Annotated in this window: 23 protein-coding genes; 6 read left to right on the top strand and 17 right to left on the bottom strand. The window is 72.0% G+C overall.

Annotated elements, in window-relative coordinates; all coding sequences use genetic code 11:
- The first annotated feature begins 384 nt into the window (after nt 1-384).
- Nucleotides 385-960 (top strand): SCO3374 family protein, encoded by a 576-nt coding sequence (locus ACFC96_RS20650; RefSeq protein WP_376613493.1) that lies wholly within the window; start codon nt 385-387, stop codon nt 958-960.
- Here the strand turns inward: ACFC96_RS20650 and ACFC96_RS20645 are convergent.
- From ACFC96_RS20645 to ACFC96_RS20595, 11 genes are all read right to left on the bottom strand, one after another.
- Nucleotides 939-1277: an Lsr2 family protein gene (locus ACFC96_RS20645; protein WP_100597736.1), complete on the bottom strand. Its 339-nt coding sequence runs from the start codon at nt 1275-1277 to the stop codon at nt 939-941. The genes ACFC96_RS20650 and ACFC96_RS20645 overlap by 22 nt on opposite strands.
- A 237-nt stretch (nt 1278-1514) precedes the next feature.
- Nucleotides 1515-2057 carry an amino-acid N-acetyltransferase gene (locus ACFC96_RS20640; RefSeq protein WP_326711808.1) on the bottom strand — a complete coding sequence of 181 codons (543 nt, stop codon included), beginning with the start codon at nt 2055-2057 and terminating at the stop codon, nt 1515-1517.
- Between the two features lie 9 nt (nt 2058-2066).
- Nucleotides 2067-2585: a BlaI/MecI/CopY family transcriptional regulator gene (locus ACFC96_RS20635; protein WP_376613539.1), complete on the bottom strand. Its 519-nt coding sequence runs from the start codon at nt 2583-2585 to the stop codon at nt 2067-2069.
- A gap of 96 nt (nt 2586-2681) precedes the next feature.
- Nucleotides 2682-2864 carry a hypothetical protein gene (locus tag ACFC96_RS20630; protein WP_376613491.1) on the bottom strand — a complete coding sequence of 61 codons (183 nt, stop codon included), beginning with the start codon at nt 2862-2864 and terminating at the stop codon, nt 2682-2684.
- Between the two features lie 13 nt (nt 2865-2877).
- A complete protein-coding gene (locus ACFC96_RS20625) occupies nt 2878-3513 on the bottom strand; it encodes a hypothetical protein (RefSeq protein ID WP_376255947.1) in 636 nt (211 codons plus the stop codon).
- Nucleotides 3514-3697: 184 nt separating this feature from the next.
- On the bottom strand, nt 3698-5296 hold the full coding sequence (locus ACFC96_RS20620; RefSeq protein WP_376613490.1) for a hypothetical protein: 1599 nt from the start codon (nt 5294-5296) through the stop codon (nt 3698-3700).
- A gap of 241 nt (nt 5297-5537) precedes the next feature.
- Nucleotides 5538-6335, bottom strand: coding sequence for a type III pantothenate kinase (locus ACFC96_RS20615; protein ID WP_100597731.1), 798 nt, complete (start codon nt 6333-6335; stop codon nt 5538-5540).
- A 5-nt stretch (nt 6336-6340) separates the two neighbouring features.
- Nucleotides 6341-7315, bottom strand: a complete 975-nt coding sequence (gene nadC / locus ACFC96_RS20610; RefSeq protein ID WP_376255944.1) for a carboxylating nicotinate-nucleotide diphosphorylase — start codon at nt 7313-7315, stop codon at nt 6341-6343.
- A gap of 5 nt (nt 7316-7320) precedes the next feature.
- Nucleotides 7321-9075 carry an L-aspartate oxidase gene (locus ACFC96_RS20605; RefSeq protein ID WP_376255942.1) on the bottom strand — a complete coding sequence of 585 codons (1755 nt, stop codon included), beginning with the start codon at nt 9073-9075 and terminating at the stop codon, nt 7321-7323.
- Nucleotides 9072-10061: a pantoate--beta-alanine ligase gene (gene panC, locus ACFC96_RS20600; RefSeq protein WP_376255940.1), complete on the bottom strand. Its 990-nt coding sequence runs from the start codon at nt 10059-10061 to the stop codon at nt 9072-9074. Before panC ends, ACFC96_RS20605 begins: the two co-directional genes overlap by 4 nt.
- Nucleotides 10058-10987: a Rossmann-like and DUF2520 domain-containing protein gene (locus tag ACFC96_RS20595; RefSeq protein WP_376255938.1), complete on the bottom strand. Its 930-nt coding sequence runs from the start codon at nt 10985-10987 to the stop codon at nt 10058-10060. The genes panC and ACFC96_RS20595 overlap by 4 nt, the downstream gene beginning before the upstream one ends.
- Before the next feature lie 134 nt (nt 10988-11121).
- Here ACFC96_RS20595 and ACFC96_RS20590 point away from each other — a divergent pair, with 134 nt between their 5' ends.
- Nucleotides 11122-12312 carry a threonine aldolase family protein gene (locus ACFC96_RS20590; RefSeq protein WP_376613488.1) on the top strand — a complete coding sequence of 397 codons (1191 nt, stop codon included), beginning with the start codon at nt 11122-11124 and terminating at the stop codon, nt 12310-12312.
- 40 nt (nt 12313-12352) lie between these two features.
- On the opposite strand, the gene ACFC96_RS20585 is transcribed toward ACFC96_RS20590, so the two are convergent.
- Nucleotides 12353-12571: a hypothetical protein gene (locus tag ACFC96_RS20585; RefSeq protein ID WP_376613486.1), complete on the bottom strand. Its 219-nt coding sequence runs from the start codon at nt 12569-12571 to the stop codon at nt 12353-12355.
- A gap of 242 nt (nt 12572-12813) precedes the next feature.
- On the opposite strand from ACFC96_RS20585, the gene ACFC96_RS20580 reads away from it, so the two are divergent.
- A complete protein-coding gene (locus ACFC96_RS20580; RefSeq protein ID WP_376613484.1) occupies nt 12814-13920 on the top strand; it encodes a DUF5937 family protein in 1107 nt (368 codons plus the stop codon).
- A 13-nt stretch (nt 13921-13933) separates the two neighbouring features.
- Here the strand turns inward: ACFC96_RS20580 and ACFC96_RS20575 are convergent, their stop codons facing one another.
- Together ACFC96_RS20575 and ACFC96_RS20570 are read right to left on the bottom strand one after the other, a co-directional pair.
- Nucleotides 13934-14608, bottom strand: coding sequence for a response regulator (locus tag ACFC96_RS20575; RefSeq protein WP_376255932.1), 675 nt, complete (start codon nt 14606-14608; stop codon nt 13934-13936).
- A gap of 54 nt (nt 14609-14662) precedes the next feature.
- Entirely contained in the window at nt 14663-15865 is a 1203-nt protein-coding gene (locus ACFC96_RS20570; protein WP_376255930.1) for a sensor histidine kinase, read from the bottom strand.
- 285 nt (nt 15866-16150) lie between these two features.
- On the opposite strand from ACFC96_RS20570, the gene ACFC96_RS20565 reads away from it, so the two are divergent.
- Nucleotides 16151-17176, top strand: coding sequence for an SAM-dependent methyltransferase (locus ACFC96_RS20565; RefSeq protein WP_376255929.1), 1026 nt, complete (start codon nt 16151-16153; stop codon nt 17174-17176).
- On the opposite strand, the gene ACFC96_RS20560 is transcribed toward ACFC96_RS20565, so the two are convergent.
- Entirely contained in the window at nt 17141-18292 is a 1152-nt protein-coding gene (locus tag ACFC96_RS20560; RefSeq protein ID WP_376255927.1) for an NADH-quinone oxidoreductase subunit D, read from the bottom strand. The two genes, ACFC96_RS20565 and ACFC96_RS20560, sit on opposite strands and share 36 nt — an antisense overlap.
- 31 nt (nt 18293-18323) lie before the next feature.
- Here ACFC96_RS20560 and ACFC96_RS20555 point away from each other — a divergent pair, with 31 nt between their 5' ends.
- Nucleotides 18324-18836, top strand: coding sequence for a PH domain-containing protein (locus tag ACFC96_RS20555; RefSeq protein ID WP_376255925.1), 513 nt, complete (start codon nt 18324-18326; stop codon nt 18834-18836).
- Nucleotides 18833-20179, top strand: coding sequence for a PH domain-containing protein (locus ACFC96_RS20550; RefSeq protein ID WP_376255923.1), 1347 nt, complete (start codon nt 18833-18835; stop codon nt 20177-20179). The genes ACFC96_RS20555 and ACFC96_RS20550 overlap by 4 nt, the downstream gene beginning before the upstream one ends.
- 93 nt (nt 20180-20272) lie before the next feature.
- Here the strand turns inward: ACFC96_RS20550 and ACFC96_RS20545 are convergent, their stop codons facing one another.
- Nucleotides 20273-21322, bottom strand: coding sequence for a hypothetical protein (locus ACFC96_RS20545; protein WP_376613482.1), 1050 nt, complete (start codon nt 21320-21322; stop codon nt 20273-20275).
- Nucleotides 21323-21451: 129 nt separating this feature from the next.
- Complete coding sequence (locus tag ACFC96_RS20540) at nt 21452-22429, bottom strand: ABC transporter substrate-binding protein (protein WP_376613480.1); 978 nt, start codon at nt 22427-22429, stop codon at nt 21452-21454.
- Nucleotides 22430-22467 lie beyond the last annotated feature (38 nt).

The raw sequence follows: 22467 nt of genomic DNA, 5'->3' as shown, positions 1-22467 counted from the left end.
CCTGTCCTTCCGCAGCTTAGTCCCGCAAGCGGGGACCGCTCATTCCAACTGCCGACACCCGTCGATGGCCTCCTGACCCGAACGCCGACAACTGCTCCAACACCGATGGTGCGAGACGATGTTCCCGCAGGCCAGGCAGTTACCCCCACCATCAGTACGCCGATGGCGAACGCAAGGCGGCCAGAACCCACGTGTCGCCCCTCCTCACTAGGGATGTCTTACCCGCCAGGAGTGACAGTCCATGCGGCGCACCCCCGTTCCCTCCGCTACGGGCGAACACCCTTGCGCCGCCGAACGCCTCCACACGCCCCCGTTTGAGCAACTCTACGCACTCACTCGACAACGTTCCGTAACCCGTGAGCGTTCCCGGCGGTTGCTCCGGACATGGCCTCCACCGTGTCCACCGTGCCCCTGCCCCGTCGGCCGCTCGACGCGGGCGACCCGGTGCGGGAGTGGTACGAGAAGGCGCTCGGCTGGGCCACCGCGCCGGGCCCCAAGGGCCTTCAGCTGCTGACGGGGCTCCGCTTCGACGTGCTGGAACTGCCCGCGGAGGCGGGACGTGCCGTGCTGCGGCGGCTGGACCCCGGGTGCCCGGTGGCCCGGCAAGGGGGGACGATGCGCCTGCTGGTGGCCGCGGGCAGCGCGGAGGAGCTGCCGGGGCTGCTCGACTGGCTGGAGTGGGGGGCGCTGCCCCTCGATCTCACCGCCGTCGGTGCGGGCGGGCGGATCGACGCGCCCGCGCCCGCGGGAGTTCCGGACGCGCAGGAGGCCGCTGTCTGGGTGCGGCCCCCCGAGCCCGGATGCGACGTCGAGCCGTCACTTCCGGCCCTGACGGCACTGTCGGCCGTAGGGGGCGGTGGGGGCGCCCCCGGTCTCGTACGACTGGTGGAAACGGCGGCGACTCAGTGCCACCGGATCCGGTTGCGACGTGCCGGCGCTCAGCCGTTGGCCTTCTCGTAGGCCTCACGGATGGACGCGGGGACACGACCGCGATCGTTGACCTCGTAACCGTTCTCCTTGGCCCAGGCACGGATCTGCGCCGTGTCCTGGCTGCCGCCCGCCACCGCGGCGCGCGCCTTGCCGCGTCCGCCGGCGGAACGGCCTCCGGTACGACGACCACCCTTGAGGTACGGCTCAAGAAGTCCGCGGAGCTTGTCCGCGTTGGCGGTGGTGAGGTCGATCTCGTAAGTCTTGCCGTCCAACGCGAACGTCACGGTCTCGTCCGCCTCGCCGCCGTCGAGGTCGTCGACAAGAAGGACCTGAACCTTCTGTGCCACCGGATTTCCTTTCATCGATATCTGTAGGGCCGGACCCCACGACCTCAGCCGTTGATTCGCCGTCCCCTTGTTATATGCAGTACGCAGTACGTCGGAAAGCAAACCGCTTTTGCTGGAAAAACACAAACCCCTGGGAGAGATCCGCGAGAGACCAAGGACCCCGAGAAGCCCGGAAAGATGCGCGTTTCGGACATAGGGCACCTGGGCAGGGAGCTGCTCAGGAATACCGGGGGGCGATCACAGATGCAGAAGCATCCGGCTGTTGCCCAAGGTGTTCGGTTTCACTCGTTCGAGACCGAGGAACTCCGCGACACCCTCGTCATAGGAACGCAAGAGCTCGCTGTAGACATCGGTGTCGATGGTATCGACGGGCGCCTCTCCGATCTCCACGAAGCCGTGGTTCGCGAAGAACTCCACTTCGAAGGTGAGACAGAAAACCCGGCGAACACCGATCCAGCGTGCGGTCTGCAGCAACTTCTGGAGCAGTTGATGGCCGACGCCCGCGCCCCTGACCACCGGATTCACGGCGAGGGTGCGTACTTCCGCGAGGTCTTCCCACATCACATGCAGGGCGCCGCAGCCGACGACCTCCGCGTTGTCGTCACGTTCCGCGACCCAGAACTCCTGGATGTCCTCGTAAAGCGTCACGGTGGCTTTGTCGAGCAGGATCCCCTCGCGGCTGTACGCGTCGAGGAGTCGGCGTACGGACGGCACATCGGCCGTCCTCGCCCTGCGCACGGTGACTGCTTTTGCGGTGACTTCGGGGAGCTGTGCTGGCATGAGCGGACGCTATCGCCCGGCGCCCGAGGCCGGTTCCCCGGGTCCTTCAGGTTCCCCGGGCCCTTCCGATGCTTCAGGCGCTTCGGGCTCTTCGGAGTCCTGTGGCTCTTCACGCCCCTCGGCGGCTTCGGACCGTTCCGGCTCTTGAGCCGTGAGGGCCTGCGCCTGAGGTCCCTGCACCATGCGCACGGCATCGCTCAACGCTTCGCGTTGTTCCGGCGACATCATCCCGAAGAAGGCGACGAGAGCCGCCGCCGGGTTGTCGCTCTGGGACCACGCGTCGTTCATCAGCGCGGCTGAGTAGGCGGCGCGAGTGGAGACGGCCTCATATCGATAGGCCCGGCCTTCCGCTTCGCGACGCACCCAGCCCTTCTGGTGGAGATTGTCCAAAACGGTCATGACCGTGGTGTAGGCGATGGACCGTTCCTGCTGGAGGTCTTCCAGGACTTCGCGAACCGTCACGGGGCGGTTCCACTTCCACACCCGTGTCATCACTGCGTCTTCGAGTTCTCCCAATGGGCGCGGCACGAGCAGCACACTAGTGGCAGAAGTCGGCAATAAGGCGCCGGACGTGGCGAACGGAGCCTAATAACGACAAAAAGGGCGCCCGATGGGGCGCCCTTCTCAGATGTCGCTCGGCTGCGGGCCGGCCTGGCGGGCCACCTCGGCGCGGGCGATCGCCGCGTCGACGGCCGCGTCCTCCTTGGCCTTCTTGTCGCCGCCCTGGGACTTCACGATCGTCACGATGAGACCGATGAAGAAGACGGCCATCACTACGGGGGGCACGAGCGCGGAGACGTAGTCCATGCCCCCAGAGTAGCTATCCGACGGCGAGCTCCTGCGGCGGGGCCGCGGGGGGCGCGGGACGGCGCTTGGGCGGGAAGACCTCGGCCGGGGTGGGCATGGGGCGCGGCGGGGCCGGGGGGTTCGCCGGGGGCCGGGGGGCGGATGCCGGCTTCCCGGTGGCGGCGAGGCCCCCGGGCAGGGCGAGCAGCCGGGTGCGGGAGGCCGGGACGCGGGGCTGTGCGACTCGCGTCTCCGCGTGCGCCGGTGTCCGGCCCTCGAGTCTGGCCCGCACGTCGCGCTCGGCGAGCGTGCGGCAGCGTTCGAGGAGGACGGAGGCGCAGGGGTTGGCGCGCAGGGCGCGCAGGGCGGCGAGGTCGTCGACGCCGGGCCGGTGGCCCGCCGCGAGCGCCTCGTCGAGCAGTTCCAGATAGCCGGTGGCGGTGCCGGGCAGGGCGGCCCGGTAGCGGGCGAGGTCGGCCAGCAGGAAGGCGCGGATACGGGCGCCTTCGTCGACTGCCTCGTCGACCGATTCGGCGAGCCGGAGGCAGTCCTGGATGTCCTCGGCGGAGACAGGACTCGGGTGAAGGGCAAGGGCGAGGGCGCGTCGGAGCACACGCAGCTCTTCAGCGCCGAACGCCATGCCGCCGCGGTTTCCGTAGGGCGTGGGCATGGGCCGACGATACGAGCACAACGGACAAAATCCGCTTAACGGCCAATTTGCGGCGTGGCTCGCCGTCGGGCAGACCACCCGGGGCCGGCCACTGCGGCCGCTCCGCCCGGAGTCACTCGCCCCGGGTCACCTGTCCCCGGGGGCAGCCGGCCCGGGTCACCCGCCCCCGGGTCAGCCGCCCGGGTCACTCCGCCCGGCGGCGCGACATGGCGAACACGATGGCGCCCACGCCGAGCGCCGCGGCGGCCGCCGCGGCCAGCCACGGCAGGAACCCCGCGCCGGTCGCCGCCATCGACCCGGACGTGCCCGACGTCCCCGAGCCGCCCGACGTCACGGAGGCCGTGGCGGAAGCGGAGGGCGAGGGGGTCGCGGTGCCGCCCGAGGCCGACGGGGACGGCGACGGGGAGGCGGACGCGTCGCCGACGGTGATCGCCGCCTCGTCGTTCGACTCGTCCGGGTCGTTCAGGACGATCCCGTCGCCGGGACGCACGGTGACCGTGCCGCGGGCGGAGCCGGCGGCGAGATCCTTCTCGTAGCCGACCTGGAAGCGGTACATCTGGCCGTCGCCGCTCTCCTCGGAGACGGTGTCCGGGCAGAGGTAGCGGCGGTGGCCCGGCTCGAAGGGCGAGGTCTTGCCGCCGGTGTACGTGAAGCAGTCGCCGCTCGCCTGGTCGTCGGGCTCCTCTTCGACGCGCACGCTCTTGGCGACGACGCCCTCGGGGAGCGTCACCTCGGCGTAGGCCACGGGCTTGCCGTCGGGCTGGGCGACCACGGCGGGGCCCGCGTTGCGCAGGCCGAAGGCGAGCGGGTGGGTGGAGCCCTTCTTGCCGGGCTCGAGGACGGCGCCGACCGCGAGGAAGTCGGCGGCGTTGTCGGCGGTGTACGTCACCCGCTGGCTGTCGGCGAAGTCCGTGCCCGTGGCGGGGGTCAGGGTGAGCGCTGCGCCCTTGCCGGGGGTGCCGCCGGTGTCCGTACCGGAGGAGGCCGGGAGGGCCTCGGCGGTGATGTCGGTCCAGGTGTGGAGGGCGTCCTTGCCGAGGGACCCTTCGAGCGGGTCGGAGAGTCCAACCGTGTCGCCCGGGGCGATCGCCGTCTTGAAGACGCAGGTCACGTCGGCGTCGTCCCTGCCGAAGTCGCCCGGAAGGTAGAGGCAGTTGCTGTGCTTCCCGGCGAACGTGACACCCGGGCTGCCGGTGAGACGGACCGTGATCTGTTCGGTGGGCAGGTCGCCGGTGTTGCGCAGGACCACGGGGTAGTCGACGGACTGGCCGGGCTTCAGGCCGGACCTGGCGGGCAGTGCGGCGACCTGGATCTTCGGGGAGCCGATGACGACCTTGGAGGTCTCGGTGTCGGGGGTCGCCTTGTCCGCCGTGACCTCGTAGCGCAGCGTCCCGGTGTCGCCGGGCTTCGCGCCGGCGACCGCGCTGATCGTGAAGGGCTCGAACGGGCCGTGCAGATTGCCGTTGTCCAGGCAGGTGACGATCGCGCCGTCCGTCGTGCACTGGGCGTTCTTCGCCTTGATCGTGGCGATGCCCTCGAGGCCGCTCGCGTCGATCACGAACTTGGCGTTCTCCGGCAGCGGGAGGCCGTCCACGCCGTCGTCGGCGAAGCTGTAGCCCGCGTCGGGCGCGATGGCCGTACCCGCCGCCGGGACGGCTATCTGCGCGGGCGCCGTGATGACCGCGTAGGACTGGGTGGGGGGCGTGGGGCCGTCGGCGGCCCGGGCCGTGGCGCTCGTGAGACCGACCCCGGTCAGCGCGATCGCCGCCGTCGCAGCCGCCAACTGTCTGCCCTTACGCCACATTTCGCCCCACGTCCCTCGCATGCCGACTCGTGCCCCGTCTCTGCGGAGACGAGCGAAGCGTACGAACGGTTGCACCCTTCGCGCACGCCTTGTCGAAAGTCCGTGCGCGAAGGGGCAGTTGAAACGCCGCCGAAAAGGCATGCCGCCGAAAGGCCCGGCCACCGAGAATTCCGGTCACCGAAAGGGCGTACTGCCGAAACAGCGTCAGGAGCGTTCCGCGTCAGGAGCGGGAGACGTTCCGCTCATAGACCAGGCGCAGGCCGATCAGCGTCAGCCACGGCTCGTGCTCGTCGATCACCGCGGCCTCGCCGAGCACCATGGGTGCCAGGCCTCCCGTGGCGATGACGGTCACGTCGTCCGGGTCGTCGGCGAGTTCGCGCGCCATGCGGGTCACGACGCCGTCGACCTGGCCCGCGAAGCCGTACAGGATGCCGGACTGCATGGCCTCGACGGTGTTCTTGCCGATGACGCTGCGCGGGCGGGCGATCTCGATCTTGCGGAGCTGGGCGCCCCTGACGCCCAGGGCCTCCACGGAGATCTCGATGCCGGGGGCGATGACGCCGCCGGCGTACTCCCCGCGCGCGGAGACCGCGTCGAAGGTGGTCGCCGTGCCGAAGTCGACGACGATGGCGGGCCCCCCGTAGAGCTCGACCGCCGCCACCGCGTTGATGATGCGGTCGGCGCCGACCTCCTTGGGGTTGTCCATGAGGATCGGGACGCCGGTCTTGATGCCGGGCTCCACGAGGACGGCGGGCACGTCTCCGTAGTAGCGCCGGGTGACCTCGCGCAGCTCGTGCAGGACCGAGGGGACGGTGGAGCAGATCGCGATGCCGTCGATGCCGTCGCCGAGTTCGTCGCCCAGCAGGGGGTGCATGCCCATCAGGCCCTGGAGGAGCACGGCGAGTTCGTCGGCGGTACGGCGGGCGTCGGTGGAGATGCGCCAGTGCTCGACGATCTCCTCCCCGTCGAACAGGCCGAGGACGGTGTGCGTGTTGCCTACGTCGATGGTGAGCAGCATGGCGACTACTCCGCCGCGCGCAGGTCGAGGCCGATGTCCAGGATCGGCGACGAGTGGGTCAGGGCGCCCACCGCGAGGAAGTCGACGCCCGTCGCGGCGTACTCGCGCGCGTTCGCCAGGGTCAGCCGGCCGGAGGACTCCAGGAGGGCGCGGCCGCCCACGATCGCGACGGCCTCCTGGGTCCGGGCCGGCGTGAAGTTGTCCAGGAGGATCAGGTCGGCGCCCGCCTCGACGACCTCGCGCAGCTGGTCCAGGGTGTCGACCTCGACCTCGACGGCGAGGCCGGGGAAGGACTCCCGTACGGCCTTGAAGGCCTGTGCGACGCCGCCGGCCGCGACGACGTGGTTGTCCTTGACCAGGGCCGCGTCGGAGAGCGACATGCGGTGGTTGACGCCGCCGCCCATGCGGACGGCGAACTTCTCCAGGGAGCGAAGGCCCGGCGTCGTCTTGCGGGTGTCGCGGACCTTTGCCGTGGTCCCCTCCAGCGCGTCCGCCCACGCGCGCGTGGCGGACGCGATGCCGGACAGGCGGCACAGGATGTTGAGGGCGCTGCGCTCCGCGGTCAGCAGGTCGCGGGTACGGGTGGTGACGCTGAGGAGCTTCTGCCCGGCGGTGATCCGGTCGCCGTCCTCCGCGTGCCGCTCGACCTCGAACTCGTCCGTGCAGACCACGGAGAGAACGGCCTCGGCGACGCGCAGGCCCGCCACGACGCCGTCCTCGCGGGCGGTGAAGTCGGCGGTGGCGACGGCGTCCTCGGGGATGGTGGCGACCGTGGTGACGTCCACGCCGCCGTCCAGGTCCTCGGCGATGGCCATGTGCGCGATGTCCTCGACCTCCACGGGGTCGAGCCCCGCGTCGGCCAGGAGCTGGGCGAGGGCGGGGTCGAGACCGCACTCCATCATGTCGGCGTCGGCTCCGCCGCAGCCGCAGCCGTCGCCGCAGCCGCCGCTCTCGGCGAGGGGGAGGTCGGGGGTACTCACGTCTCTCACTGCTCCTGCTGGTTTGTACGGCACTCGGGGCGGGTCGGGGGGAATTCTGCGGTGGGCGTGGTGTGCACGGCCAGCGTCCGGTCGGGATTCAGCCGTACGACGATGTGGCGGCGCCATGCCGCGTCGTCGCGGTCGGCGTGGTCCTCGCGCCAGTGGCAGCCGCGGGTCTCCTCGCGGCGGCGCGCCGCGGCGACGAGGACGCGGGCGACGCACAGGAGGTTGGTGGCCTCCCAGGTGTCGACTCCGGGCTCCGAGGTCTTGCCGTTCTCCGCGAGGGCGCCCGCCGCTTCGGCGTGGATGCGGCCGAGTCCCGCGGCGGCCTCGGCGAGGGAGTCCGCGGAGCGCAGCACGCCGGCGCCCCGCGTCATGACGCGCTGGACGGCGAACCGCGCCTCGGGCGGCATCAGGGCGTGGGTCGGGGTCTCCGGGTGCGGGACGGGCGCGGGTACGCGCGCGTGGAGACCGTTCTCCCGGTGGCTCGCGGCGATGTCGTCCGCGATGCGCTCGGCGTAGACCAGGCCTTCCAGGAGGGAGTTGGAGGCGAGGCGGTTCGCGCCGTGGACACCGGTGCAGGCGACCTCTCCGCACGCGTACAGGCCGGGGACCGTCGTGCGGCCCTGGAGGTCCGTGCGGACGCCTCCGGAGGCGTAGTGCGCGGCGGGCGCCACGGGGATGGGCTCGGTGACCGGGTCGATGCCGTGGGCGCGGCAGGCGGCGAGAATCGTGGGGAAGCGGGTCTCCCACATCTCGGCGCCGAAGTGCCGGGCGTCCAGGTACATGTGCTCGGCGCCCAGCTCCTGCATGCGGCGCGTGATGCCCTTCGCGACGATGTCGCGGGGCGCGAGCTCGGCCAGTTCGTGCTGGCCGAGCATGAAGCGGACCCCGTCGGCGTCGACGAGGTGCGCGCCCTCGCCGCGTACGGCCTCGGAGACCAGCGGCTGCTGGCCCTCCGCGTCCGCGCCGAGGAAGAGCACCGTCGGGTGGAACTGCACGAACTCCAGGTCGGAGACCTCCGCGCCCGCGCGCAGGGCGAGCGCGACGCCGTCGCCGGTGGAGACGTGCGGGTTGGTCGTGGCGGAGAAGACCTGGCCCATGCCGCCGGTCGCGAGGACCACGGCGGGGGCGAGCGCGGCGCCGACGCCGTCGTGCTGACCCTCCCCCATGACGTGCAGGGACACGCCCGCCGTGCGCCCGTCGGCGTCCGTGAGGAGATCGAGGACCAGGGCGTTCTCGACGGTCCTGATGCCACGCGCGCGTACCGCCTCGACGAGGGCGCGGGAGATCTCGGCGCCGGTGGCGTCGCCGCCCGCGTGCGCGATGCGGCGGCGGTGGTGGCCTCCCTCCCGGGTGAGCGCGAGGGCGCCGTCGACCGACTCGTCGAAGTGGGCGCCGGTCTCGATGAGCCGCCGTACGGCGTCGGGGCCCTCCGTCACGAGGGTGCGGACCGCTTCCTCGTCGCACAGGCCCGCGCCCGCGACGAGCGTGTCGTCGAGATGCTGCTCGGGGGTATCGCCCTCGCCGAGCGCCGCGGCGACGCCGCCCTGTGCCCAGCGCGTGGAGCCGTCGTCGAGGCGGGCCTTGGTGACGACGACGGTCCGCAGTCCGGCCGCCTGGCAGCGCAGGGCCGCGGTGAGTCCGGCGACACCGGAGCCGACGATCACGACGTCGGCGGTGACGGACCAGCCGGGCGCGGGCGCGTGCAGGCGTATGCCGGTCGCCGTACCGGTGGCTGTGGTCCCTGTGGCACTCATACGGGAGCTCCGAAGGTCAGGGGGATGTTGTCGATCAGCCGCGTCGTGCCGACCCTGGCGGCGACGGCGAGCACGGCTTCTCCGGTGTGGCCGCGCTTCACGTCGGTGAAGTCGGCCGGGTCCACGAGGGCGAGGTAGTCCAGCGTGAGCGGCGGCCGGACGCGGGCGGCCTCGTCGAGAACCTGGCGGGCCGCGGCGCGGACGGCTTCGGGGCCGCCGGGCGACGCCTTCGCGACGGCGTGCGCGTCGGCCGCGGCACGGGCCTCGCCGATCGCGTTCAGGGCATCGGCACGCGCGTGCGTGGAGGGCGCCTCGTGGGCACGCGCGCGCAGGGCCTCCTGGGCGGCGTGCCGGTCGCGGCCGGCGAAGAGTGCCTGGGACAGGGCGAGGGCGGTGCGCCGCTCTTCGGGGGAGAGGTAGCGGTTGCGGCTGGAGAGGGCCAGGCCGTCGTCCTCGCGCACGGTGGGTACGCCGACGATCTCCACGGGGAAGTTCAGGTCGCGCACCATGCGGCGGACCAGGGCGAGCTGCTGGGCGTCCTTCTGCCCGAACAGCGCGATGTCGGCCGCGGTCAGGTGCAGCAGCTTGGCGACGACGGTGAGCATGCCGTCGAAGTGGCCGGGTCGCGAGGCGCCTTCGAGACGCTCGCCCATGGGGCCCGCGGCGACGCGGACCTGGGGCTCGCCGCCGGGGTAGACCTCGTCGGCGGAGGGCGCGAACACGACGTCGGCGCCCGCCTGCTCGGCGATCTTGACGTCGGAGTCGAGGGTGCGCGGATAGCGGTCGAGGTCCTCGCCCGCGCCGAACTGGAGCGGGTTCACGAAGACGGTCGCCACCACTTCGCCGTCGGCACCGGCGATCGAGCGGGCCGTGCGGATCAGTTCGGCGTGGCCGTCGTGCAGGGCGCCCATCGTCATGACGACGGCGCGCCGGCCCGCACGCTTGCGCGCGCGCAGTTCATCGGCGGTGTGCAGCACTGTGGTCATCGCTTGTCTCCCTCGGCGCCGTCGGCCAGGACCCCCAGCAGGTCCTCGGCGAGTTCGGGCTTGAGCAGGCCGTGCGCGAGGGCACGGTCGGCGGTGGCGCGGGCCATCGCCAGATACCCGGCGACGGTCTCGGGCGCGTGCTTGCGCAGCTCGGTGACATGGGCGGCGACCGTGCCCGCGTCCCCGCGCGCGACGGGCCCGGTGAGCGCCGCGTCACCGGACCTGAGGGCGTTGTCGAGGGCCGCGCCGAGCAGCGGGCCGAGCATCCGGTCGGGGGCTTCGACGCCCGCGGTCCGGAGCAGTTCCATGGACTCGGCGACCAGCGTGACCAGGTGGTTCGCGCCGAGGGCGAGCGCCGCGTGGTACAGCGGGCGCGCCTCCTCGCGGATCCACTCGGGCTCGCCGCCCATCTCGATGACGAGCGCCTCCGCGGCGAGCCGCAGCTCCTCGGGCGCGGTCACGCCGAAGGCGCAGCCGGCCAGCCGCTGTACGTCCACGGGGGTGCCGGTGAACGTCATGGCGGGGTGCAGCGCGAGCGGCAGGGCGCCGGCCCGCAGCGCGGGATCGAGCACCTTCGTGCCGTAGCGCCCCGAGGTGTGCACGATCAGCTGTCCCGGGCGTACGGAACCGGTCTCGACGAGCCCTTCCACGAGGCCGGGCAGCGCGTCGTCGGGCACCGTGAGGAGCACGAGTTCGGCGCGCGCGAGGACCTCGGCGGGCGTCACGACGGGAACGTCGGGCAGCATGAGGCCGGCCCGGCGCACGGATGCCTCGGAGACCGCGGAGACGGCGACCGGTCGGTGCCCCGCGAGGGCCAGGGAGGCCGCGAGGGCGGGGCCGACACGGCCCGCGCCGACCACGCCGACGGTGAGCCGGGCGGGGCGGTCCCTCGGGTCGGTGGGTTCGGGTCGAGGAGGTGCGTTCACAGGACGACGGCCTTCCGTTCCAGTCCGCTCGGGGTACCGGACGATTTCTCGTCATGTTAACGCGATCTGCCCCACGAGCTCCGGCCCGTCCACAGGCTGTGGGCAACCGCACGCGCGTACGACATCATCGGCGGATGACGGAAAGCGAAGAGCGGGAGAACCCCGCGGCGCACGACGAGGCGAAGGCGCGGGTGCGCCGCGCCGCGGCCGTGCGGGGCGCCGAGCGGATCCTGGGCGCGCGCGGCCTCGACGCCACCATCGGTGAGCGTCTGACGGCCCTCACGGAGGCCGCGTGGTCGGTCGCCGACCCGGACCTGGCCGGCGACCTGTACGGCGACGGCATCGTCGCCGACCTGGAGGAGCGCGTGGCGGGGCTCCTCGGTACCGAGGCGGCCGCCTACTTCCCCACCGGCACGATGGCGCAGCAGGTCGCCCTTCGCTGCTGGGCGGGCCGTACGGGGAACCCGACGGTCGCCCTGCACCCGATGGCACACCCGGAGCGGCACGAGCGCGGCGCCTTCGGCGCGCTGAGCGGCCTGCGCACCGTCCACCCGACGACCGAGCCGCGGCTGCCCGACGCCGACGAGGTGCGCGAGTTCGCCGAGCCGTTCGGCGCGCTGATGCTCGAACTGCCGCTCCGGGACGCCGGATACGTACTGCCCACCTGGGACGAGCTGGTCGCCGTCACCGAGGCGGCCAGGGAGCGGGACGCCGTCGTGCACTTCGACGGCGCGCGCCTGTGGGAGTGCACCACCCACTTCGGGCGCTCCCTGGCCGAGATCGCCGACCTCGCCGACAGCGTGTACGTGTCGTTCTACAAGACCCTCGGCGGCCTCAGCGGGGCGGCGCTCGCCGGGCCGCGGTCGTTCGTCGAGGAGGCGAAGACCTGGCGCCACCGCTACGGCGGCCAGCTCTTCCAGCAGTTCCCCGCGGTGCTCTCGGCCCTGGTCGGCCTGGAGCGGGAGCTGCCGCGTGTGCCCGAGTACGTGGCCCACGCGCGTGTGGTCGCCGAGGCTTTGCGCGAAGGCTTCGCCGAGGCCGGGGTGCCGTGGGTGCGGGTGCACCCCGAGGTGCCGCACACACACGAGTTCCAGGTCTGGCTGCCGTACGCCTCGAAACGGCTGGACGAGGCATCGGTGCTGCAGGCCGAGCAGACCCGGACGTCGCTGTTCCGGCGCTGGTGGGAGCAGGGCCCTCCAGGGCTTTCGGTCACCGAGGTCACGGTCTCCGAGCGCGGGCTCGAGTGGACCGCCGACGACGTCCGCGCGGCCGTCGCGGACTTCGTGGCACTGATCCCCCCGGAGACCGCCGCATCGAACGCCTGACCGGGCGGGGCCTGGCCGGCGTCCGTCAGCGGCGGGCGGGTCAGCAGCCCGCCGCGCCGCGGTGCGGGTGGATCAGGCGGGACAGAGCGGCCCGGATCCGGCCGTGCGCCGGGCGGCCGGCGACGACCGCGCTGAAGCGGCGGTGGTCGCGCAGCTCGCGAATGGTGGTCCAGTCATGGAGGCCCGGCGCCGGCGGAGCGGGCTCCCCGTGCAGGGAGGCGCGGTAGACATCCAGTGCGTACTGCTGATTGATGCTCATGACGTACCCCTCACTGGTCTTCTCATTGTCACGTCATGACCAGGAATGCGGCTGTCAGGAGAGCTTTATTTGCTTTCCGGAGCTTTATTGACACTCTTTGGCATTCATTGCCTTTTTCAGCTCTTTGCCGCTTCGGTCCGACCTGAAAGAGACTCCGCCCGGCGGCCCCGCCCGGTCACGTCGATTGACGGGAGCCGTCAATCGAGAACTCGACTGTCCGACCCTGCGTGCACCATGGGGTCATGAGCGTGAGCATCGACATCAGCGGACTGGCCCCGGAGCGGATCAGCGTCGCGCCCTCACCCCTGGCCGAGCTGGGCATGGCGCTGCACGCGCTGGCCGAGCCCGCGCACCACCCGGGGCTCCAGGGCTGGACGACCGCGGTGTCCGCGCGCCTCGACCCGTGCCTCGCGGACCGGCTCTGCGAGGCGGACTTCCTGTGGCGGGCGACGTTCTCGGACGTGTTCGCGCCGTTCGCCGGGATCCCGGGCCGGGCCGCCCTGCCCGGCGCCACCCTCGCCGAGGAGCTCGACCTGCTCGACAAACTGACCGATCGTCAGTTCGTGGACGCGGCACTCGAGTTCACCTGCCAGAACAGCTACGCGCTGCGCGAGGCCAACCCGTTGGACGACCCGGACATGCACCGCCGCGCCCTGGACCTCGCGGCCACACGCGGGCTGCCCCAGGTCCAGTTCACGCAGCGGCTCCTGGACGACCCGCCCGCCGTGCGCGCCTGGTTCCGCCGGCTCGTGGAGGACTGCGAGGAGGCGTTCTTCGCGGACATCTGGGCCCGCGTCCACCACCAGCTCGCGGCCGACGCCCGGCACAAGACCGAGCTCCTGAGGCGCAAGGGCCTGGCCGAGGCGCTGACGGCGGTGTCGTCGGTCGTCACGCTCGACGAGACGGCGAACCTGATCACCGTCGACAAGATCACCGTGGGCCGCACGACCACGGAGGACGGCGGCCTCGTCCTCGTGCCGACCAGCCTCGGCTGGCCGCACCTCATGGTGCTGCACCGCTTCGGATGGCAGCCGGCGATCACGTATCCCGTCGGCTCACCCGGCCTCACCACACCGGCGACCGTCGAGCAGCTCACGCGCCGGATGACGGCCCTCGCGCACCCCGTACGCATGCGCCTGTGCCGCCACCTCGCACGCGGCGCGTACACGACGAGCGAGCTCTCCGACGCGCACGGGATGACGGCACCGGAGATATCCCGTCACCTGACCGTGCTCAAGAAGGCGGGCCTGATCACCACGCGCCGCCGGGGCCGCTACGTCCAGCACCAGATCGACCTGACGGCCGTCGCCCGTCTGGGCAGCGACTTCATCGAGGGCGTACTGCGCTGACCGCCCGGGAAGGTCAGGCAGCTCCGCCGCCGGCCCGTACGAGCCCCGTCTCGTAGGCGAGTACGACGACCTGGACGCGGTCGCGCAGGTTCAGCTTGGTGAGGATGCGGCCCACGTGCGTCTTCACGGTCGCCTCCGACAGGACCAGCCGGGCGGCGATCTCGCCGTTCGACAGTCCCTGCGCGACGAGGATCATGACCTCGCGCTCGCGCTCGGTGAGCCGGCCGAGCTCGGCGAGCTGCGGCTCCTTCCCGGAGCTGGGCAGCAGCGGCGCGAAGCGGTCGAGCAGCCGCCGCGTCGTCGACGGCGCGACCACCGCGTCGCCGCTGTGCACGGCCCGGATCGCGCCGAGCAGCTCACCGGGCGGCACGTCCTTGAGCATGAACCCCGACGCCCCGGCCTTCAGCCCCGAGAAGGCGTACTCGTCGAGGTCGAACGTCGTCAGGATGAGCACCTTCGGCGGGTTCTCCTCCCGGCAGATCCGCCGCGTCGTCTCGACCCCGTCCAGCTTCGGCATGCGGACGTCCATCAGGACCACGTCGACCGCCGTGCCGCGCAGCACCTCCAGCGCCTCGACCCCGTCGCCCGCCTCGGCGACGACCTCCATGTCCGGCTGGGCGTCGAGCACCATCCGGAAGCCGGTGCGCAGCAGCACCTGGTCGTCGACGAGCATCACGCGGATCGCCATGAAGGGGGTCCCTTTCGGTACGTGTACGGGGTCGGGGGCAGTGCGTGTACGGCGTCAGTGGGCGGGCTTGAGCGGCAGCAGCGCGCTGATCCGGAATCCGCCGCCGGGGCGCGGTCCCGCGTCGAGCGTCCCGCCGACCATACCGACGCGCTCCCGCATGCCGATGAGTCCGTGGCCACGGCCGTCGGCGCCCCCGTCCTCGTACAGCTCGTGCGGGGCGCCCTTGCCGTCGTCCTCGACGAGCAGGCCGAGGCCGTCGTCGAAGTAGACGAGCCGGACACTCGCGCCCGCGTTCGCGCCGCCGTGCTTACGGGTGTTGGTGAGCGCCTCCTGCACGATGCGGTACGCGGTCAGCTCGACGCCGCTCGGCAGCGGGCGCGGGGTGCCCTCGACCTTGAAGTCGACGGGCAGGCCCGCGGTGCGCACCTGCTCGATCAGCTCGTCGAGCTGCTCGACGTCGGGCTGCGGCACGTACTCGCCGCTCTCCTCGTGCTCACCGGTGCGCAGCACTCCGAGCAGGCGCCGCATCTCGGCGAGCGCCTGCCGGCCGGTCCCGGAGATCGTCTCCAGGGCCTTCCTCGCCTGCTCGGGAGCCGTGTCCATGACGTACGCGGCACCGTCCGCCTGCACCACCATCACCGACACGTTGTGGGCGACGACGTCGTGCAGCTCGCGCGCGATCCGGGCCCGCTCGGCGGCGACGGCGACCTTCGACTGGGCCTCGCGCTCCTTCTCCAGACGCGCGGCGCGCTCCTCCAGCTGCGCCAGGTAGGCGCGGCGCGTGCGGACGGAGTCGCCGAGCACCCAGGCCAGGGCGAACGGCACCATCTGGAAGACCGTGATCAGCACGTTGCCCGCGCTGCTCGTCTCGTGCATCGGCCAGCGCAACTGCGAGACCGGCGCCGCGCACAGGCCGCCGATGAGCGCGAATCTCGACGCCCAGCGCGGACTGTCCGCCGCCACGGTGTAGATGATCACCAGCATGGCGAAGTCGGCCGGCTGCACGCGGACGTCCGCGACGAGCTGGAAGACGCCCACGACGGCGATGAGGATCAGCATCCGCTCGGGAACGCGCCTGCGCAGGGCGACGGCCAGGCTCAGCGCCAGGACGACGGGGACTCCGAGGAGGCGGGCGTCGCCCTGCATGTTCTCCTGCCCCGCGATCAGACTCATGCCGGAGACCCCGAGGAGGACGACGGCCCAGAAGCTGTCGACCCACGTCGGGTGTCGGCGGAAGAAGTCGTAGAGGCGCTGCACGTAACCCAGCGTAAAGACGCGTGCGGTGCGCGGAGGTCAACCGGAGGATCGATCCGAGTACCGCCGGCGTACTCCCCAAGGTGGAGACCGCCCCCTTCTGCGCACCTAGAGCCTCTCGTTCGGCTGGGGCCGGATCAGGGAGCGGGCTCCGGTGCCGGCAGCCACAAGGCGGAGGAGGAGCCGACGCGAGGGGGTGCTCCGCTCGAGGGCGGACGAGTGCTCGGGGAACGCGTACCGGACCCCGCGAGCCGACCTGATCCACACGAGAGCCCCTAGCCTTTCTCTGTGACGAACGAGCGGTGGGGTGCGGGGCGTGGGTGGCGTGAGGCGACGGAGGAGGCGCTGTACGGGCCGCGCGGCTTCTATCGCAGGCCCGAGGGTCCCGCGGGGCATTTCCGCACGTCGGTGCATGCGTCGCCGCTGTTCGCCGGGGCCGTCGCGCGGCTTCTGTGCCGGGTGGACGAAGCACTCGGGGGCCCGCCGGAACTCGCCTTCGTCGACATGGGCGCGGGCCGCGGCGAGCTGGTGACGGGCGTCCTGGAGGCGCTGCCCGCCGAGGTGGCGTCCCGCACGCGCGCGTACGCGGTGGAACGGGCGGAGCGTCCCGCCGGTCTCGGTCCGCGCATCGAGTGGTGCGCACACCCCCCGAAGGGGGTCACCGGACTCCTCTTCGCGAACGAGTGGCTCGACAACGTCCCCCTGGACGTCGTCGAGGCCGACACCTCCGCAGTGCCGCGCCACGTCCTCGTGCGGCAGGACGGGACCGAGGCGCTCGGGGAGCCCGTGGTGGACGGGCCGGAAGCGGAATGGCTCTCCCGGTGGTGGCCGCTCGCCGGTGAACCGGGGCTTCGCGCGGAGATCGGCCTCCCCAGGGACGCCGCCTGGGCCTCGGCCGCGGGGACGCTGGAGCGCGGTGCGGCGGTCGCCGTCGACTACGCGCACTCCCGGGACGCCCGGCCTCCCTTCGGAACGCTGACGGGCTTTCGTGAGGGCCGTGAGACCCCGCCCGTGCCGGACGGCTCGTGCGACATCACGGCCCATGTGGCGCTCGACGCGTGCGCGCTCCCGGGCGCCCTGCTCCTCACGCAGCGCGCGGCGCTGCACGCCCTCGGGGTGAGCGGCGGCCGTCCGCCGCTGTCGCTCGCCGCCGACGATCCGGCGGCCTACGTGCGGGCCCTGTCCGGGGCGGGCGAGGCCGCCGAGCTGACCGCTGCGGGCGGGCTCGGCGACTTCGGCTGGCTGGTGCAGCCCGTGGGCGTACGCGTACGGGACCTGCTACTTGTCGATGTCTCCGACGACGAAGAACAGTGACCCGAGGATCGCCACCATGTCCGAGACGAGCGTGCCGGGCAGCAGCTCGGCGAGCGCCTGGATGTTGTTGTACGAGGCGGACCGCAGCTTGAGCCGGTACGGCGTCTTCTCGCCCTTGCTGACCAGGTAGTAGCCGTTGATGCCGAGCGGGTTCTCGGTCCACGCGTACGTGTGGCCCTCGGGAGCCTTGAGGACCTTCGGCAGGCGCTGGTTGACGGGGCCGGGCGGCAGCTCGGCGAGCCGGTCCAGGCAGGCGTCGGCGAGGTCCAGGGCGTTGTGGGTCTGCTCCAGGAGGACCTCGAAGCGGGCCAGGCAGTCGCCCTCGCGCCGCGTGACGACCTTCAGGGTGTCCTGGAGCTCCCCGTACGCGAGGTACGGCTCGTCTCGGCGCAGGTCGAAGTCGACGCCGGAAGCCCGGGCGATCGGACCGCTCACCCCGTAGGAGTGCACCGCCTCTGCGGACAGCACGCCCACGTCGCGGGTGCGACCGCGGAAGATCTCGTTGCCGAGGACCAGGTCGTCGTACACGCCCATGCGCGAGCGCACCGAGGCGACCGCCTCGCGCGCGCGGGTCGTCCAGCCGGCCGGCACGTCCTCCTTGAGGCCGCCGACGCGGTTGAACATGTAGTGCATGCGGCCGCCGGACATCTCCTCCATGACGTTCTGGAGTTCCTCGCGCTCCCGGAAGGCATAGAACACCGGGGTGATTCCGCCCAGTTCGAGCGGGTACGAACCAAGGAACATCAGGTGGTTGAGGACCCGGTTCAGCTCCGCGAGCAGGGTGCGCAGCCACACCGCGCGCTCAGGGACCTCCATGCCGAGCATCCGCTCGACGGCGAGGACGACCCCGAGTTCGCTCGAGAAGGCGGAGAGCCAGTCGTGGCGGTTGGCCAGCATCACGATCTGCCGGTAGTCGCGGGCCTCGAAGAGCTTCTCCGCGCCGCGGTGCATATAGCCGATGACCGGCTCGGCCTGCTGGATGCGCTCGCCGTCGAGGACGAGGCGCAGGCGCAGCACCCCGTGCGTGGACGGGTGCTGCGGGCCGATGTTGAGCACCATGTCGGTGGTCTCGGCGGCGCCGCCGATGCCGACCGTCGTCTCCGTCGTGGGCGTCATGGGAACAGTGTCTCGTACGTAGGGTGGGTGCATGGAAACGGGGACTGAGGGGACGGCGGCTCCGGGGGCGGGAGCCGGGGCTGAGCCGGTGTGGACCGGGCTTCCCAGAGGGCTGCTGAAGGTGCGCAGGCTGCTGCTCGTGCTGTGGCTGGTGCCGCTGACGGTGGCGGTGGCGCTACTGCTCGGGATGTTCGCCGGAGGCGGGTGGGCGGCGTTCGCGCTGCTGCCGCTCGCCGGGCTGCTGTGGGGATGGCCGATGCTCGGGCGCAACTGGCGCTCGTGGCGCTACGCCGAGCGCGCCGACGACCTCCTGATCAGCCGGGGCGTCCTGTGGCGTGAGGAAACGATCGTGCCGTACGGGCGCATGCAGCTCGTCGAGGTCACCTCCGGGCCGCTCGAGCGGAAGTTCGGGCTCGCGAGCCTCCAGCTGCACACGGCGGCCGCGGCGACCGACGCCACGATCCCCGGCCTGACGCCCGCCGAGGCCGAGCGCCTGCGCGACCGGCTCACCGAACTCGGCGAGGCCCGATCGGCGGGGCTGTGACCGCCCCGGACGTCCACGAGGGCGTACCGGACCAGGATCTGGCCGCCGAGGCGCGCGAGCGGCGCCTGCATCCCGTCACGCCGCTGCGCCGGGCCTGGGCGCCCGTCGCGATCGTCCTCGGCTGGGCGGTCCACGACCTGAACGAGGCGCAGCGCAGGCTCGCCCAGCTCACCGCGACCACCCTCCTCATCGGCGTTGCCGTACTGATCCCGGCCGCCGCCCTCTACGGGTTCCTGACCTGGTGGTTCACGCACTTCTCCGTCACCGACGCCGAACTGCGCATCCGTACGGGCCTGTTGTTCCGCCGCACCGCCCACATCCGGCTCGACCGGATCCAGGCCGTGGACGTCACCCAGCCGCTGCTCGCCCGCTTCGTGGGCGTCGCCAAGCTCAAACTGGACGTCATAGGGGCGGACAAGAAGGACGAACTCGCCTATCTCGGCGAGCGCGAGGCCCGCGAGCTGCGCGCCGAACTGCTCGCCCGCGCGGCCGGGTTCGCGCCCGAGACCGTGCGCGACGTCGGCGAGGCTCCGGCCGAGCAGATCCTGCACGTGCCGCCCCGCATGCTCGCCGTCTCGCTCCTGCTCACCGGCGGACCCTGGGCGATGCTGCTCGCCGCGGTCGCCGTGCCGGCGCTGCTGTGGTTCGCCACCCACAACCTGTGGACGGTGCTCGCCGTGGCCGTCCCGCTCGCGGGCGGCGCCGGCACGAACAGCGTGGGCCGCTTCATCAAGGAGTACGACTGGACGGTGGGCGAGTCGCCCGACGGCCTGCGCATCGACCACGGCCTCCTCGACCGCGACCACGAGACGGTGCCGCCGGGACGGGTGCAGACCGTACGGATCGTGGAGCCGCTGCTGTGGCGGCGGCGCGGCTGGGTGCGCGTGGAACTGGCCGTGGCCGGCTCGTCGAACTCCGTCCTCGTGCCCGTCGCGCCGCGCGAGATCGCGGAGGGTGTGGTGGAGCGGGTGCTTCCGGGGGTGACGGTGCCCGGCGCGCAGACCCTGACCCGGCCGCCGAGGCGCGCGGCGTGGTGCGTGCCGGTGTGGTGGCGGGGCTACGGGCTCGTGACGACCGACGCGGTGTTCGCGTCCCGGCACGGCCTGATGCGGCGGCGGCTCGCGCTGGTGCCGCACGCGAAGGTGCAGAGCGTGCGGCTCACGCAGGGGCCCTGGGAGCGGTTCCGGGGTGTGGCCGACGTCCATGTGGACACAGGTGCCGACAAGACGGTGACGGCCCGGCTCCGGGACGCCGGGGAGGCGGCGGAACTCCTGCGCGCCCAGGCGGACCGCTCACGGACGGGCCGGAAGGTGGCGCGGCCCGACCGCTGGATGGCCCCGTGAGGGCGGCGGCACGACGAAGGGGCGGGGCCTCGGTGTGACGCACACCGAGGCCCCGCCCCTTTACGTCGTACGTGCCTACGTCCGCGCCGGAACCTACGCCCGCATCGCCGACCGCAGCTCCGCCACGTCGATCTGCTCCGTCTCGTCGTGAGCGGTCAGGTCGATGACCTGGCTGACGCCCTCGCCCGAGGTCGTGGCGTCGGCCTGCTTGAACTCGGCCTCGGTGTCCGCCTTGTGGAGCGCGAGCGCCTCCTCGCCGACGACGTCCGCGAGGTCGGTGTTCTGCACGGCCTCCAGGGCCGCGGGCGCCACGCCCTTCGTGCCGAAGAAGTCGAATCCGCCCTCGACCAGGGGCCGCCGCACCGCCGCGGGCGGCACGACCGCCGCCGCGGCCGGGACGGTGAAGTGGCCGGGGACGCCGGACGGCAGGGCGGCCACGTGCTGGTGCTCCTGTGCGCGGGCCGCCCCGGGCTTCCCCTGCGGCTCACCGCCCTCGGGAGCCTCGGCCTTCGGGCCGTCGCCCCGCGGGGGGTTCGCGGCGCGCGCCATACGGTCGAGCGCGGCGTTCGCCCGCAGATAGAGCACCGGAGAGGTCACCGGCGCGCCGGTGGACGTGGCGCGCTGTGCCGGGACGAGCTCGGCGCCGGGTGCCGGGGAGGCGGCCGCGGGCAGCGCACGCGCCGGGGCCGAGGCCTCTATCGCGAGCTGTCTGCGGCCCTCCAGGGCGCTGGCCCGCTCCGTCTCCGCGGTCGCGTAGCGCCGCAGCAGGGCCGCGTGCTCGTTGCGCAGGGCCGCCAGCTCCGTGCGCTTGCCGCGCAGCTTCGCCTCCATCTTCAAGCGCAGCTCACGCGACTCCTCGAGGTCCGTCTCGAGTTCGGCGACCCGCTCGTCGTGGCGCCATTCGTCGCTCGCCCGCGACCGGTTCAGCTCGGCGACGCGCTTGCCCGCCAGCCGGTCCCAGCGGCGCATGACGACCGCGCCCACCACGGCGGCGCAGGCGGCGGCACCGGCCAGGCCGCGCAGCACGAACGGCTCCGCGGTCAGCCAGGCGCCGGCCGCGCAGACGAGCGGGACGCCTGCGATCGCCGAGGGGGGAAGCAGCCTGTGCAGGGGTGGGGAATGGCGGTGACGTCCACGTGGCATGGCCAGAAACTTACCGCGCGTAGGCGAATCGTGGTGCCCCGGCAGCCAAAATCCCGTGGTCTTCTGTCCCGCCACTCCCATTCACCCCTGAACTCGGTGCCTTTGCCGATCAGCTCCTGCGCGCACCGCTCAGTTCTTCAGGAGGCCCTTCGACTGGAGATACTCCTTGGCCACATCGGCCTCCTTCTGCCGCTCCGCGTCGACCTTCCGGTTGAGCTCGACGAGATCTCCGGTCGTCAGCGTCTTGGTCAGCTTCCCGAGTACGGCGGCTATCTCCTTGTCGCCCGCGTCCTTGGTGTTCACGACCGGAACGATGTTGTCCGCGTTCTGGAGCTTCTTGTCGTCCTCCAGGAGCACCAGGCCGAAGTTCTTCAGCGTGGCGTCCGTGGTGGTCGTCAGAACCAGTTGGTCCTCACCGTTCTTGACGGCCTGCTTGGCCTGCGTGGTGCCGACACCCTTGGGGTCGATCCCGCTGACCTTGATGCCGTACGTCTTCTCGAGACCCGGGGCGCAGAAGGGCCGCTTCTCGCATTCGTCGCCGGCCGCGATCTTGACCTTCTGGCCGGACTTGCCGAGGTCCGAAAGAGTCTTCAGATGGTGCTGCTTCGCGTAATCCGCGCTCACCGCGAAGGCGTTCTGGTCGACGGCCTCTCCGGCGTCGAGCACGGTGAGCCCCTCGGGCCCGGCGAGTCCGCGCAGCGCGGTGACAGTCGCATCAAGATCACTCGAGGCGACGGGCTTGGCGTCCGCGCCGTTCTTCTTGAGATTGAGGAATTCCGCGAGCGTCGCCGCGTATTCGGGAACGACGTCGATGGCGCCCTTGGCGAGCTGGGGCTCGTAGATCTCACGGTTCTCGACGGTCTTGACCGAGGCGGAGTATCCGGCATCGGCCAGAACCTGCTTGTAGAGCTCCGCCATCACCTTCGACTCGGTGAACCCGGCGGCGCCGACGACGACCTTTCCCTTCTTGCCGCTTCCCGCCGAGTCGGAACCGGCCTTGTCGCTCTTGCCGCCCTCCAGGCTGTCCCCGCCGCACGCGGTGAGTCCGGTGGTGAGCGCGCCGACGGCGACCGCCGCCACGGCGATCCGTCGCGTTCTGCTGTTCATCGTTGTCCACCCAATCGAAAGCCGGAATGATCGAAAAG

This window comes from Streptomyces sp. NPDC055955 (assembly GCF_042270245.1).
Classification (GTDB): Bacteria; Actinomycetota; Actinomycetes; order Streptomycetales; family Streptomycetaceae; genus Streptomyces.
The sequence above is the reverse complement of the archived record's forward strand: the minus strand, read 5'-3'. Positions and strand labels throughout refer to the sequence as shown.

Excerpts from the sequence above, each read along its gene's own strand:
- ACFC96_RS20605 (WP_376255942.1), bottom strand. The coding sequence starts at position 9,075 with ATGAGTGCCACAGGGACCACAGCCACCGGTACGGCGACCGGCATACGC.
- ACFC96_RS20545 (WP_376613482.1), bottom strand. The coding sequence starts at position 21,322 with ATGCCACGTGGACGTCACCGCCATTCCCCACCCCTGCACAGGCTGCTT.
- ACFC96_RS20615 (WP_100597731.1), bottom strand. The coding sequence starts at position 6,335 with ATGCTGCTCACCATCGACGTAGGCAACACGCACACCGTCCTCGGCCTG.
- ACFC96_RS20575 (WP_376255932.1), bottom strand. The coding sequence starts at position 14,608 with ATGGCGATCCGCGTGATGCTCGTCGACGACCAGGTGCTGCTGCGCACC.
- ACFC96_RS20630 (WP_376613491.1), bottom strand. The coding sequence starts at position 2,864 with ATGGACTACGTCTCCGCGCTCGTGCCCCCCGTAGTGATGGCCGTCTTC.
- panC (WP_376255940.1), bottom strand. The coding sequence starts at position 10,061 with ATGACCACAGTGCTGCACACCGCCGATGAACTGCGCGCGCGCAAGCGT.
- ACFC96_RS20650 (WP_376613493.1), top strand. The coding sequence starts at position 385 with ATGGCCTCCACCGTGTCCACCGTGCCCCTGCCCCGTCGGCCGCTCGAC.
- ACFC96_RS20540 (WP_376613480.1), bottom strand. The coding sequence starts at position 22,429 with ATGAACAGCAGAACGCGACGGATCGCCGTGGCGGCGGTCGCCGTCGGC.
- ACFC96_RS20560 (WP_376255927.1), bottom strand. The coding sequence starts at position 18,292 with ATGACGCCCACGACGGAGACGACGGTCGGCATCGGCGGCGCCGCCGAG.
- ACFC96_RS20640 (WP_326711808.1), bottom strand. The coding sequence starts at position 2,057 with ATGCCAGCACAGCTCCCCGAAGTCACCGCAAAAGCAGTCACCGTGCGC.
- ACFC96_RS20555 (WP_376255925.1), top strand. The coding sequence starts at position 18,324 with ATGGAAACGGGGACTGAGGGGACGGCGGCTCCGGGGGCGGGAGCCGGG.
- ACFC96_RS20625 (WP_376255947.1), bottom strand. The coding sequence starts at position 3,513 with ATGCCCACGCCCTACGGAAACCGCGGCGGCATGGCGTTCGGCGCTGAA.
- ACFC96_RS20585 (WP_376613486.1), bottom strand. The coding sequence starts at position 12,571 with ATGAGCATCAATCAGCAGTACGCACTGGATGTCTACCGCGCCTCCCTG.
- ACFC96_RS20590 (WP_376613488.1), top strand. The coding sequence starts at position 11,122 with ATGACGGAAAGCGAAGAGCGGGAGAACCCCGCGGCGCACGACGAGGCG.
- ACFC96_RS20580 (WP_376613484.1), top strand. The coding sequence starts at position 12,814 with ATGAGCGTGAGCATCGACATCAGCGGACTGGCCCCGGAGCGGATCAGC.